The 13,214-nt window shown below is 66.5% G+C and carries 13 protein-coding genes; all 13 read left to right on the top strand.

What is annotated here, in order from left to right:
- The first annotated feature begins 10 nt into the window (after positions 1-10).
- Complete coding sequence (gspG, locus tag AC1DEK_RS11420) at positions 11-451, top strand: type II secretion system major pseudopilin GspG (protein ID WP_478125351.1); 441 nt, start codon at positions 11-13, stop codon at positions 449-451.
- On the top strand, positions 426-929 hold the full coding sequence (locus tag AC1DEK_RS11415) for a prepilin-type N-terminal cleavage/methylation domain-containing protein (RefSeq protein ID WP_478125350.1): 504 nt from the start codon (positions 426-428) through the stop codon (positions 927-929). The genes gspG and AC1DEK_RS11415 overlap by 26 nt, the downstream gene beginning before the upstream one ends.
- Positions 926-1,315: a type II secretion system minor pseudopilin GspI gene (gene gspI / locus AC1DEK_RS11410; protein WP_478125349.1), complete on the top strand. Its 390-nt coding sequence runs from the start codon at positions 926-928 to the stop codon at positions 1,313-1,315. The genes AC1DEK_RS11415 and gspI overlap by 4 nt, the downstream gene beginning before the upstream one ends.
- The gene (locus AC1DEK_RS11405) at positions 1,315-1,962 is read left to right on the top strand and encodes a PulJ/GspJ family protein (RefSeq protein ID WP_478125348.1); all 648 of its coding nucleotides are present in this window, start codon (positions 1,315-1,317) and stop codon (positions 1,960-1,962) included. Before gspI ends, AC1DEK_RS11405 begins: the two co-directional genes overlap by 1 nt.
- Complete coding sequence (gspK, locus tag AC1DEK_RS11400; RefSeq protein WP_478125347.1) at positions 1,959-3,035, top strand: type II secretion system minor pseudopilin GspK; 1,077 nt, start codon at positions 1,959-1,961, stop codon at positions 3,033-3,035. The genes AC1DEK_RS11405 and gspK overlap by 4 nt, the downstream gene beginning before the upstream one ends.
- Positions 3,036-3,171: 136 nt before the next feature.
- On the top strand, positions 3,172-4,374 hold the full coding sequence (gspL, locus tag AC1DEK_RS11395) for a type II secretion system protein GspL (RefSeq protein WP_478125346.1): 1,203 nt from the start codon (positions 3,172-3,174) through the stop codon (positions 4,372-4,374).
- On the top strand, positions 4,371-4,946 hold the full coding sequence (gene gspM / locus AC1DEK_RS11390) for a type II secretion system protein GspM (RefSeq protein WP_478125345.1): 576 nt from the start codon (positions 4,371-4,373) through the stop codon (positions 4,944-4,946). The genes gspL and gspM overlap by 4 nt, the downstream gene beginning before the upstream one ends.
- A 7-nt stretch (positions 4,947-4,953) precedes the next feature.
- Complete coding sequence (gspN, locus tag AC1DEK_RS11385; RefSeq protein WP_478125344.1) at positions 4,954-5,751, top strand: type II secretion system protein N; 798 nt, start codon at positions 4,954-4,956, stop codon at positions 5,749-5,751.
- 2 nt (positions 5,752-5,753) lie between these two features.
- Positions 5,754-8,057, top strand: a complete 2,304-nt coding sequence (gene gspD, locus AC1DEK_RS11380; RefSeq protein ID WP_478125343.1) for a type II secretion system secretin GspD — start codon at positions 5,754-5,756, stop codon at positions 8,055-8,057.
- 10 nt (positions 8,058-8,067) lie between these two features.
- Entirely contained in the window at positions 8,068-9,483 is a 1,416-nt protein-coding gene (gene gspE / locus AC1DEK_RS11375) for a type II secretion system ATPase GspE (protein WP_478125342.1), read from the top strand.
- A gap of 125 nt (positions 9,484-9,608) precedes the next feature.
- On the top strand, positions 9,609-10,844 hold the full coding sequence (gene gspF, locus AC1DEK_RS11370; RefSeq protein ID WP_478125341.1) for a type II secretion system inner membrane protein GspF: 1,236 nt from the start codon (positions 9,609-9,611) through the stop codon (positions 10,842-10,844).
- Between the two features lie 3 nt (positions 10,845-10,847).
- Positions 10,848-11,747: a 5'-nucleotidase gene (locus AC1DEK_RS11365; RefSeq protein WP_478125340.1), complete on the top strand. Its 900-nt coding sequence runs from the start codon at positions 10,848-10,850 to the stop codon at positions 11,745-11,747.
- A 31-nt stretch (positions 11,748-11,778) separates the two neighbouring features.
- Positions 11,779-13,197 (top strand): 8-oxoguanine deaminase, encoded by a 1,419-nt coding sequence (locus AC1DEK_RS11360; protein ID WP_478125339.1) that lies wholly within the window; start codon positions 11,779-11,781, stop codon positions 13,195-13,197.
- Positions 13,198-13,214 lie beyond the last annotated feature (17 nt).

Below are 13,214 nucleotides of genomic sequence, written 5' to 3'. Positions count from 1 at the left end.
AATTCCTTCCATGCCCCTTTCTCACCGCTCTCTTTCGCGCTCGCTCCAGCGCGGCTTCACGCTCATCGAGCTGATGGTCGTGCTGGTCATCATCGGGGTGCTTGCCGCGTTGATCGTCCCGAACGTCATCGAACGTGCCGACGACGCCCGCGTCACCGCCGCCAAGACCGACATCAACAACCTGATGCAGGCGCTCAAGCTCTACCGGCTCGACAACCAGCGCTATCCCTCGGGCGATCAAGGCCTGCAGGCACTGGTCGCCCGCCCCACCACCGGCCCGGCCGTACCCAACTGGAAGCCCTACATCGACAAGCTGCCCAACGATCCCTGGGGGCATCCCTACCAGTATCTGAATCCGGGCATCAAGGGCGAAATCGACGTGCTTTCGCTCGGCGCTGATGGCCAGCCCGGCGGCGAGGGCAAGAATGCCGACATCGGCAGCTGGCAGTAGGCTCCGCCGCCGTCGGACCCACGAGATTCGCGGCGGGACGGGCGGCTTCACGCTGCTCGAGTTGCTGGTGGTGATCGCGATCATCGCGCTGGCTACGGCAGGCGTCGGGTTTGCCATACGCGACACCAGCCAGGCTTCTCTCGACCGTGAGGCCGAAAGGCTCGCCGCCTTGCTCGAATCCGCCCGTGCGCAGTCGCGAGCCAGCGGAGTCGTCGTGCGATGGCGCCCCACGCCGCAGGGCCCAGGCAACTTCAGCTTCGACGGGCTGCCTTCGGGCTCGCTGCCTACGAGATGGCTCTCCGAAGGCATCTCGGCACAACCCATGGCCCCGGGCGGCGTCGCCGTCGGCGCGCTGCAGTTGGGCCCGGACCCCATCATCGCGGCGCAACAGGTGCTGATGACGGCGCAGGGACCGCCCAGCCGCAGCCTCATCATCGGCACCGACGGGCTGCGGCCTTTCGCGGTGATTCCACAATGAAGCTGACGCGCCCTCACGCCAAGGCCCGGTTCCGCCAAGCCGGCTTCACGCTGATCGAGGTGCTCGTCGCCCTGGGCATCGTCGCCATCGCGCTGATGGCCGGCACCCAGGCGACGATGGCGCTGACCCGAAATGCGCAGCGCCAATCGGACGTGATGCTGGCCCAGATCTGCGCCGAAAACGAGCTGATCAAGGCGCGCCTGGCAAAGCAGATGCCGGCCATCGGGGATGCGGGGCTGACCTGTACGCAGGCCAATACGGCGTTTGGGGTGATCGTCTCGACAACCCCAACGTTGAATCCGAACTTTCGCCGCGTGGACGTGCAGGTGCGCGATGCCGACGGTGCGCCCGTGTTCGGGATCTCCACGGTCGTGGGACGCTACTGATGCGGACGTCGCGCGGCTTCACCCTCATTGAGCTCCTGGTGGCGATCGCCGTCATGGCGCTGCTTGCGCTGATGAGCTGGCGCGGCCTCGACGGCATGGCGCGCTCGCAGGCCGTGAATCGCGAACGCGGCGACGGCGTGCTCACGTTGCAAACCACGCTGTCGCAATGGGGCGCCGACCTCGACGCCACCGTGGCCCTGCAGCAAACCCCCGCCATGGACTGGGACGGACGTGTGTTGCGGCTCACCCGGCGCAGCACCGACAACGCCGTGCCCTCCGTCTTCGTCGTAGCCTGGACCCTGCGCACCGACTCCGCCAACGGCACCCATTGGAGCCGGTGGCAGTCACCTGGCTTCGCCACGCACGACGAATGGCAGCAGGCATGGGACCGCGCTTCTGCCTGGGCGCAAGGCGGCGGCAATCAGGCGGGCGACGCGCAGGTCGACCTGATGCCGCTGACGGATTGGCAAATCGCCTACTTCCGCAACGACGCCTGGGGACCGGCCGTCAGCTCTGAAACGCTCGGGACGAGCACACCTCTGCCAGACGGCGTTCGATTGGTGATTGGCCTTCCGCCGGGCGCAGCCCTGGCAGGGCAGATCGTCCGCGACTGGGTGCGCCCTTCCGTGACGGTACCGAAATCATGAACATGCGCGGACACAAACCGGCTCAGCGTGGTGCGGCATTGCTCACCGCCATGCTCACCGTCACGCTGGTGGCGACCTTTGCAGTGGCGGCGCTCTGGCAGCAATGGCGTGCCACCGAAGTCGAAAGCGCCGAGCGCGCGCGCATGCAAGCCGGGTGGGTGCTGATCGGAGCGCTCGACTGGTCGCGCCTGATCCTGCGCGAAGACTCACGCGCCAACACCGGCGCCGACTACCTGGCCGAGCCTTGGGCGATTCCACTGGCAGAAGCCAAGCTGGCGAGCTTCCTGGCCGCCGACAAGAACATCTCCAGCGACCAACTCGAAGGTCTGCCGGATGCGTTTCTCTCCGGACGCATCATCGACGCGCAATCCAAGCTCAACGTGAGAAACCTCATCCAGAACGGGAAGCCGGTCGAAGCCTATGTGCAGGCGTTCAATAAACTGTTCACTCTCCTGGGGCTGCCCGCCAGCGAGGTCGAGACGCTGAGGAGCAACCTGCAACGCGCCCTTCCCGCTGCGGCCACGGTGCCGACCAACAACTCGGGCACGGTGACGGACACCACGTCGAGCACGGGGTCGAGCGACACCGCCGCGGCCACGGCGGCGGCGACAGTCGCACCCACGGGCGTCGCCACCACCGGCCCCTTGATGCCACAGCACACCTCACAACTGGTCTGGCTAGGCCTTTCGCCCTCCACCGCCGCGGCGCTCGAGCCCTACGTCACCGTCTTGCCCACCAGCACGCCCATCAATCTGAACACCGCCAGCGCCGAGGTGATCTACGCCAGCATGCCCAAGCTCGACCTGGCGGGCGCCAAGAGGCTGGTCGAAGCCAGGGCGCGGAAGTACTTCAAGTCCACCGCCGACGCCAGCGCGCTCGTCCAGGAAAGCTCGACCCAATTCGTCGAAGGACAGCAAGGCGTATCGACCAACTACTTCGAAGTGCATGCGCGGTTGCGCTTGGACAACGCGTGGATCGAAGAGCAAACGCTGCTCAGGCGCGACAACCTCGACGTCCGGATCGTGTGGCGCGAACGTGGCGCAGGCGCCACGTTGCCGCCGCCCAAGTCCTGAAGGTTTTGCCTTTGCTTTCGTTTTGGGTCACAAATGAGCGCGACGCCCATAGCATCAGGGCAAGTCGCTATCAAATCAGTAGCAACCACTGTGGTCACGCTCCTACAATGACGGCCCTTTACCTCCTCGGACGCCTGTGCTGCTTGTAACCATTCCTGTCACGTCCGGATCGGCCACCACCGAATACGGCTGGGCGGACTGGTCCAGCGATGGCCGCAAGCTGCGGTCGCAGGGGACCGCCCCCGCAGCCCTGTTGCCGACGAGCGACGAAACGATCGTCGGCGTACCCGCCGCCGCCATTTCTTGGCATCAGGTGATACTGCCGCAGGGCAGCCTGAGCAGCAGTGCGCGCCTCCGCTCTGTACTCAATGGCCTGCTCGAGGATCGCCTCCTCGACGATCCCGAATCCATGCATTTCGCCATTGAGCCCGGTGCTCGCGCCGATGTCCCGGCATGGGTAGCGGCATGCAACCGGCTGTGGCTGCAGAGCGCGGTGCAGACGCTCGAAGCGGCCGGCCGGCGCGTGACGCGCATCGTCCCCGAATTCACGCCGCGGCCCCCTGGCGTCCCATCGACGCTCACGGCCATTGGCGAACCGGACGCGCCGCTTTGCGTCGTCTGCGGCACCGAGGGCGTGGCCATATTGCCGCTGGACAGCGCCGCGCTGTCGCTGGCCGGCCCGCTTCCCCCGGGCTCGACCGCGCTGGCCGAACCGGCGGTCGCCGAATTGGCCGAAAGCGTGCTCGGGCAGCGCGTTCCCATCGTCCTGCCGGCGGAGCGTTGGCTCCAGGCCACGCAATCGCCGTGGGACCTGGCGCAATTCGAACTCGCATCCACCGGGCGAGCCCGCGCGAGCAAGAAAGCCGTCGCTGTCGCGCGCGAGCTCTGGCGCGCACCCCGGTGGCGCGCCGCCCGCTGGGGCGTGTTGATCCTGCTGCTGACGCAACTGATCGGCCTCAATGCGTGGGCCTGGAAAGAGCGCAACGCCCTGGCCGCTAAGCGCAGTGCCGTCCGCAATGTGCTCACGCAAACTTTTCCGTCAGTGCAACTGGTGGTCGATGCACCCGTCCAGATGACGCGCGAAGTCGCGGCACTGCAGCAGTCCACCGGCGGCGTCACCGCCAGCGACCTCGAACCCATGCTCAGTGCCTTGGCAGCCAGCCTTCCCAAAGGCCGAACGCCGACCGCCATCGACTTCACCGCCGGGCAACTGCGCCTGCGCGGCCTCGGCCTGCAACCCTCGGAGACGGGCACCGTGACATCCGCACTTTCATCGCGCGGATACAGCGCACGCACCGAGGGAGACCTGCTCCTGGTCCAGGCGGAGGCCGCCCGATGAAGGGGTTCAAAGCCCTCGAGGCGCGCCGCCAAGCCTGGTGGTCTGAATTGGACGTTCGCGAACAACGCATGATCCTCGGGGCGGTGACGCTGGTGCTGGTCGCCCTCTTCTGGTGGGTGGCGCTGGCGCCTGCCTTGCGCACCCTCACTTCAGCGCCCGCCGAACACGCCCAGCTCGATGCTCAGCTGCAGCAGATGGTCAACCTCCAGGCGCAGGCAAAGGCCTTGCAGTCGCAGCCCCGCGCGACCCGCGACGACGCCATGCGCAGCCTGGAAACATCGGTCCGTCAGGACCTCGGCGGCGCCGCCCAGCTTCAATCCGCCGGTGCCGGAGAAGGCGCGACCATCGCGCTGCGCGGCGCGACCGCCGATGCTCTCGCGCAGTGGTTCACACAGGCCCGCAGCAATGCGCGCGCCGTACCTCGTGAAGTGCACCTGACGCGCAATACGCAGTCACCGCAGTCCACCCCATCGACCCAATCCACCCAGTCCGACAAAGCGCCCCCGTCGGGAACGGGGCCCTCCGGCGCGCGCTGGGACGGCACCCTGGTCATGAGCCTGCCGGCACGCTGAGTCCGCAATGGCCACTTCTCGCTCAACCCCCACTTCAGCCGCTGCCGGCTGGCGCTGGGCCCTGCTGGGTTCGCTGATCGGCATCGCACTGGCGGTGTCGTTCTTCGCGCCGGCACGCTGGCTCGCCGCCGGACTCTCGCAGTGGACCAACGGCCATCTGCAGCTCGTCAATGCGCGCGGCACGGTCTGGACCGGCACGGCTGGCCTCGTGTTCGCGAGCGGTGTCGGCGGTGCCGAGCCCGTCTCCCTGCCGGGCACGCTCGGCTGGACGGTTCGGCCGCGATGGGATGGCGTGACGGCTGCGCTCGACATTCCGTGCTGCGCCGTCAAGCCGCTGGAGTTCCGGGCCCGCCCGCGCGGGAACGGGCTCGAACTCGACTGGCGCGACGGCCAATCCCGCTGGCCGGCGGCGCTGCTCACCGGCTTCGGTGCGCCATGGAACACGCTCAAGCTCGAAGGCATGCTGGACGTTTCAATGCAGGCATTCAACCTGCGCTGGAGCGGCCCCCGGCTGGCAATCGCGGGCCGCGCCACGCTCGATGCGGTCGATATCTCATCGAGCCTGTCGACCTTGCGGCCGATGGGCAGCTATCGCATTGCTCTCGAAGGAGGGTCGTCGCCGACCATCCTGCTGACCACCCTTGACGGGAGCCTGCAACTCAACGGCAGCGGCCGATGGAGTGGGACCGCACTGCATTTCGACGGCGAAGCCAGCGCCGCTCCGGGGCGGGAAGACGCACTTTCGAACTTGTTGAACATCATTGGGCGGCGCGAAGGTGCACGCTCGCTCATCACATTGGGTTGACCATGAAGCCAAGAACTTCCTACGGCACCCGCATCGGCACTCTCGCGCTCGCAGCGCAGATGCTGGTCGCGGCCTGCATGCCCCCCTTCGCGTTTGCGCAGGAAGTCGCTGCACCCCGCCGCGGCGAGCCGATCACGCTGAATTTCACCAACGCCGAGATCGAATCGGTCGCGCGAACCATGGCGGTCGTGACCGGTCGTGACGTGGTGGTCGATCCGCGCGTCAAGGGCACGATCACGCTGCAGACGGATCGGGCCATCTCCCCCGAGGCGGCCTTCAACCAGTTTGCCGCGGCACTGCGCCTCCAGGGCTTTGCGATCGTGCAGTCCGAAGGCCTCTCCAAGGTGGTGCCGGAAGCCGACGCCAAGCTGCAGAGCAGCGCGGTGACCACATCGACGCCCACGCCATCGAGCGTGAGCGGCAACCAGATCATCACGCAGGTGTTCAAGCTCAACTACGAGTCGGCCAACAACCTGCTGCCCGTGCTGCGCCCGTTGATCGCGCCCAACAACACGATCAACGTCAACCCTGGCAACAACTCGCTGGTCATCACCGACTATGCGGAAAACATGCGCCGCCTCGCACGCATCGTCGCGGCGCTCGACGTGCCGAACGCCTCCGACATCGACGTCATCCAGCTCAAGCACTCCGTGGCGACCGACATGGTGCCCCTGGTCACGCGACTTCTCGAAGGCGGCAGCAGCACGGGCGGCCCTGTGCAAGGGGCCGCGCCCGGTACGGCGGACGCATCGTTCCGCACGACACTGCTCGCGGACCCGCGCGGCAACTCGATCATCGTGCGCGCCGCCAATCCGGCACGCGCCCAACTGGTCCGCACGCTGATCGACAAGCTCGATCGCGCACCCCTCGACACCGGAAACGGGGCCGCGGGCAACGTGTACGTGGTCTATCTGAAGAACGCCGATGCGGTCAAGCTGGCGACCACATTGCGCGCCGCGATGTCCGCCGAGGCGCGCGGCGGTTCCGGCGCCACGGGCGCGGGCGGCGCGGGGACCAATCTGCAGCAAACCGGCGCAACGGCGCTTTCCGCAGCGGCACAGACGGGCGCCAACCAGAGCGGCGGCATGGGCCAGAACCCCGCGGCGACGGCGCCGCTGAACAATGCCAACCAGCCGTCGACGGGAGGCCAGATCCAGGCCGACCCCTCCACCAACTCGCTGATCATCACCGCGCCCGAGCCGCAATACCGGCAGATGCGAGCCGTGATCGACCGCCTCGATGGCAGGCGCGCGCAGGTCCTGGTCGAAAGCCTGATCGTCGAAGTCAATGCCCAGAAAGCGGCCGACTTCGGCGTCCAGTGGCAGACGGGCATCGGCAGCAATGGCGACCGCAACGTCGGCTTCATCGGCACCAATTCGAGCATCGCCGGGCAGAACATCGTCGACCTGGCCGTGGGCATTGCCACCAAGAATCCGGCGACGCGCCCCTCGACGGGCATCAACATCGGCGTCGGCAGGCAATACGGAGGCCAATACATCCTGAGCTTCCTTGCGCGCCTCTTCGAGAGCAACGGCGAAGGCAACGTGCTCTCCACACCCAATCTCCTGACGCTCGACAACGAGGAAGCGAAGATCATCATCGGCCAGAACGTGCCCTTCCTCACGGGGCAGTTCACCAACACCGGCGCCGCCAACGGCTCGGTCAACCCCTTCCAGACGATCGAGCGCAAGGACGTCGGCCTGACACTGCGCGTGCGCCCGACGATCAACGAGGCCAACACGGTCAAGCTGCAGATCTTCCAGGAGGTCTCGACGGTCGACCAGGCGACCGTCAACAACGTGAACGGGCCAACCACCAACAAGCGCAGCATCGAATCGAGCGTGCTCGTCGAAGACGGCAGCATCGTCGTGCTCGGCGGGCTGCTGCAGGACGAATACTCCAAGAGCAACGAGAAGATACCGCTGGCGGGCGACATCCCCATCCTCGGCAATCTTTTCAAGAACGAAACCCGGACCCGCACGAAGACCAACCTGATGGTGTTTCTGCGGCCCGTGGTGATCCGCGACAACAGCACGAGCGAACAGCTCACGCTCGATCGCTACGACTCGATCCGCGGCCTGCAACAGTCCTCGCAGCCCGAAAAGAACATCATGCTGCGCAACGTGGACGAGTCCGCCATCCTGCCGCCGCTGCCGGCGCTGCCCAATTCGGACCGCCGGATCGAAGGCACGCACCTCGTGCCGCCACCCCTGACGCCGACCGATCCGCTGCCGGCGAATCGCGCAACCCTGAAGGGTGCGTTGCCACCGACGGCAGACCCTGCAACGCAGCGCGAATTGCCCTAGAGTTCTGGCCGTGCGCTATCCCCTCCCCTACGCTTTCGCCCGCGGCCAGCAGTTGCTGCTTGAAGAATCAGACGACGGCTTCACGCTGTGGATGCCGAAGGTGCCGCCGCGCAGCGCGCTGGGCGAAGTCCTTCGCAAATACCAGGTCAAGACCTTCGAGCCGCTCCCACCCGAGCAGCTTGCGCAGCGCATCAGCGCGGCCTACGCGCAGGGCGAATCGAATGCGGCGGCGGTCGTCAGCGAAGTGCAGAGCGACGCCGATCTCTCGCGCATGATGCAGGAGCTCCCGGCGGTCGAGGACTTGCTCGAATCGGCCGGCGACGCGCCGATCATCCGCATGCTCAACGCGCTGCTCACGCAGGCGGCGCGCGACGGCGCGAGCGACATCCATATCGAGCCCTATGAGCGGACATCGTCGGTGCGTTTCCGTATCGACGGCACGCTGCGCGAAGTGGTCCAGCCCAATCGAGCCTTGCACGCCGCGCTGATCTCACGGCTGAAGATCATGGCCGACCTCGATATCTCCGAAAAGCGCCTGCCGCAGGACGGCCGGATCAGCTTGCGCATCGGTACGCGGGCGGTCGACGTTCGCGTGTCGACGCTGCCTTCGGCGCACGGAGAGCGGGCGGTGCTGCGCTTGCTGGACAAGTCCGAAAGCAAGCTCACACTCGAATCGGTCGGCATGCTGGGCGACACGCTCGCGCGCTTTGAACATTTGATCGAGCAGCCACACGGCATCATTCTCGTGACGGGGCCGACCGGCTCGGGCAAGACGACGACGCTCTATGCGGCGCTCAGCCGGCTCGACGCCGGCAGCAGCAACATCATGACGGTCGAAGACCCGATCGAATACGAACTGTCGGGAGTCGGGCAGACGCAGGTCAACGCCAAGATCGAGCTCACCTTCGCGAAGGCGCTGCGCGCGATCCTGCGCCAGGACCCGGACGTCATCATGATCGGCGAAATCCGGGACTTCGAAACCGCCCAGATCGCCATCCAGGCTTCGCTCACGGGGCACCTGGTGCTCGCGACGCTGCACACCAACGATTCCGTCAGCGCCGTCACACGCCTGACCGACATGGGCGTCGAGCCCTTCCTGCTCAGTTCGTCGCTGCTTGGCGTGCTGGCACAGCGGCTGGTGCGCAAGTTGTGCCCGGTGTGCTCGGTGCCCGGCCACAACGGCGAAGCGACACCGGTAGGGTGCGATGCCTGCGGCCAGACGGGCTACCAGGGCCGTACAGGCATCTTCGAACTGCTCGTGGCCGACGACACCGTGCAATCGCTGATCCACAACCGCGCCCCCGAAAGCCAGATCTTCGTCGCAGCCGAACGCGGCGGCCTGCGCTCCATGCGCGAAGACGGCGAACGCCTGGTGAAGACCGGCGTCACGTCGCGCGCAGAATTGCTCCGCGTCACTCGCGAATAGCTCGGCAAGCCGTCTGGGGCGTGCGTTCTGGCGATCTGCCGTTCTGATGTTCTGAAAGCCGCACGGCGAATCGGATTGCCGAGCGTTGACAATGCGGTCCATGCTGCACTCCATGCCTGCACTCCATGCCTGCCTATTCGTTTGAAGCCATAGACCAACAGGGGCAACCCCGCAAGGGCGTGCTCGAAGCCGATACCGCTCGCAGTGCGCGCGGCATGTTGCGAGCCCAGGCGCTGATTCCGCTGACGGTGACGTCGGTCGGCAGTGTCGAAAGCGGTGGAGCGCCCGCTTCGGGCGGTTGGCGCCGGATGTTCGGCGGCGGCCGCATCTTCAATTCCACGACGCTCGCCGTCTGGACGCGCCAGATCGCCGGCCTGGTGTCCTCCGGGCTGCCGCTCGAAAGAGCGCTCACGGCGCTGACCGACGAAGCCGAATCCGAAGCGCAGCGCAATCTCGTGGCGTCGCTGCGCGCGGAAGTCAACGCGGGCTCCCCCTTCGGCCGCGCGCTGGCGCAACATCCACGCGAGTTCTCGCCCATCTACACCGCGGTGATCGGCGCTGGCGAGCAAAGCGGCAATCTCGGCCTGGTGCTGGAGCGGCTGGCCGACGACCTCGAACAGCGACAGGCGCTGCAACAGAAGCTGGTCGGTGCCGCGCTCTACCCGGCCATCGTGACCCTGGTCGCGATCGTGATCGTGATCTTCCTCGTGAGCTATGTGGTGCCGCAGGTCGCCAACGTGTTCGCCGGCACCAAGCGCGCGTTGCCGATCCTCACCGTCGCCATGCTGGCGCTGAGTGACTTCGTACGCAATTACGGCTGGGTGATGCTGGGGATCGTTGTCGTCGGGGTCATCGTCAGCCGGATGGCGCTGGCGCGGTCGGCGTTCCGCGAAAGATTCGATGCCGCCTGGCTCAACCTGCCGCTGGTGGGCAAGCTTTCGCGCGGCTACAACGCTGCACGCTTTGCCAGCACCTTGGCGATGCTCGCCACGGCCGGCGTTCCCATCCTGCGTGCGCTCCAGGCCGCGTCCGAAACACTGGGCAACCGCGCCATGCGAGCCGATGCGCTCGATGCGCTGGTGCTGGTGCGTGAAGGCGCACCGCTGGCCTCCGCACTGGCGCAGAAGAAGCGATTTCCAGGCATCGTCTCGATGTTCGCGCGGCTGGGCGAGCAGACCGGCACGCTGCCGCTGATGCTTCAACGCGCCGCGAATCAACTCGGTGCCGAGGTCCAGCGGCGCGCGATGCATCTCGCCACCATTCTCGAACCGCTGCTGATCGTGGCAATGGGCGGCGTCGTCATGCTGATCGTGCTGGCGGTGCTGATGCCGATCATCCAGCTCAATCAATTCGTGAAGTAGCGTATGGCTGTCTCCCTCGAAGACAAGCTGGTCGTTGCGATCTCGTCGCGCGCGCTCTTCAATCTCGAAGAAGAAAACCGCATCTTCGAATCGGGCGACGACGCCGGCTACATGAAGCTTCAGCTCGAAAGACTGGACGTGCCGGCGAAACCCGGCATCGCCTATTCGCTCGTGCGCAAACTGCTGCGCTTCAACGACGACGGCAAACAGCGCGTCGAAGTCGTGATCCTGTCGCGCAACGACCCGGTCTCCGGCATGCGCGTGTTCCGATCAGGCGTGGCCAACGGCATCACGCTGCAGCGGGGTGTTTTCACGCAAGGCCGTCCGCCTTTCGGCTATCTGCGGCCCTTGCGGGCGCACCTGTTTCTCTCGGTCAACGCCGAAGACGTGCGCGAGGCGCTCGGCGCGGGCTTTCCGGCCGCACGGGTGCTGGTCGAATCGGTCCACGCGAGCGATGCCTATCCGAACGAAGTCCGCATTGCATTCGACGGCGACGCGGTGCTCTTCAGCGACGAAGCCGAACGCGTTTTCCAGGCCCAAGGGCTGGACGCCTTTCAGCAGCACGAATCCAGCAAAGCCGAACTTCCGCTGCCAGAAGGGCCTTTCAAGCCTTTGCTCGCAGCGCTGCACCGGCTGCAGCGTGCGAGCAATCCGGCCATGCGGATTCGCACCGCGCTCGTCACAGCGCGCAGTGCGCCGGCACATGAGCGCGCCATTCGCACGCTGATGAACTGGAACATCAAAGTCGACGAGGCCATGTTCCTGGGCGGGCTCGCCAAGGGCGAATTCCTGCGCGAGTTCGAACCCGATTTTTTCTTCGACGATCAGACAGGCCACGTCGATGCGGCGGCGCGGCACGTGCCCGCCGGCCATGTCTCCAGCGGCATCAGCAACGAGCGCTGAGAACGCGACTCATCAGAGGGAACCGATCGACATGTCCTCTCCGCCGACAACTCATCGCCCGCTGATCATCCGCCACGCCGACGTGCTGGTCACCATGGACGCTGCTCGCCGCGAGATCGCCGACGGGGCGGTCGTCGCCGAAGGGCCGGCGGTCGCATGGGCCGGACCGACTTCCGAACTGCCGGCGACCTACGCCGAGGCGTTGCGCAGTGGCGAGGCCGATGCAATCGACATGCAAGGCCACGTGGTGATGCCGGGATTGGTCAATACGCACCATCACATGTACCAGAGCCTCACGCGCGCGGTGCCCGAAGCGCAGGACGCGGAGCTCTTTGGATGGCTCAGCAATCTGTACCTGCTGTGGGCGCGCATCACACCCGAGATGATCCGCGTGTCGACACAGACTGCAATGGCCGAACTCATGCTGTCGGGCTGCACGACGACCAGCGACCATCTGTACCTCTTTCCGAACGGCTCGCGGCTGGACGATTCCATCGAGGCGGCCGATGCGATGGGCATGCGCTTTCATGCGTCGCGCGGGAGCATGAGCGTGGGCCAGAGCCTCGGCGGCCTGCCGCCGGACGAAGTCGTCGAGGCCGAAGACGCCATCCTGCGCGACAGCGAACGGCTCATCGACCGCTGGCACGACGCTTCGCGCCACGCGATGCGTCGCATCGTGCTGGCACCTTGCTCGCCCTTTTCTGTTTCGCGCGATCTGATGCGGCTTTCCGCCGAACTGGCGCGTGAACGGGGCGTGTCGCTGCATACGCACCTCGCGGAGAACGACAACGACATCGCCTATTCGCGCGAGAAGTTCGGCATGACGCCCGCCGAATATGCCGAAGACCTCGGCTGGGTCGGCCGCGACGTCTGGCACGCGCACTGCGTGAAGCTGGACGAGGCCGGCATCGCGCTCTTCGGCCGCACCGGAACCGGCGTGGCGCATTGCCCTTGCTCGAACATGCGCCTGGCGTCGGGCATCGCTCCCATCGGTGCAATGCGCCGTGCAGGCGTTCCGGTGGGCCTGGGCGTGGACGGCAGCGCGTCGAACGATGGCGCTCACATGCTGGGCGAAGCGCGGCAGGCGCTGCTGCTTCAGCGCGTCGGCTACGGACCGGCGGCAATGACCGCACGCCAAGCGCTGGAGATCGCCACGCTCGGCGGCGCGCGCGTGCTGGGCCGCGACGACATCGGCGCGCTGGCGCCAGGCATGTCCGCGGACATCGTGGCCTTCGATTTGCGTGGTGTCGGGCATGCAGGCGCCGGGCACGACCCGGTGGCCGCACTCGTCTTCTGTCAGCCGGCCCACGCGGCGTTGAGCGTCGTCAACGGGCGCGTGCGGATTCGCGAAGGTCGAATGGTCGACGTCGAGCTTGCCCCGCTGCTGGCGAGGCACCGCGAACTTGCCCGCACGCTGTATGAGCGCGCAAGGCACCCGCACACTGCCTGAACAGGGCTTGCTCGTGT

Source organism: Variovorax sp. 10N420, from assembly GCF_056394705.1.
Note: the sequence above shows the minus strand (reverse complement) of the source record. Positions and strands in the feature narration are given on the sequence as shown.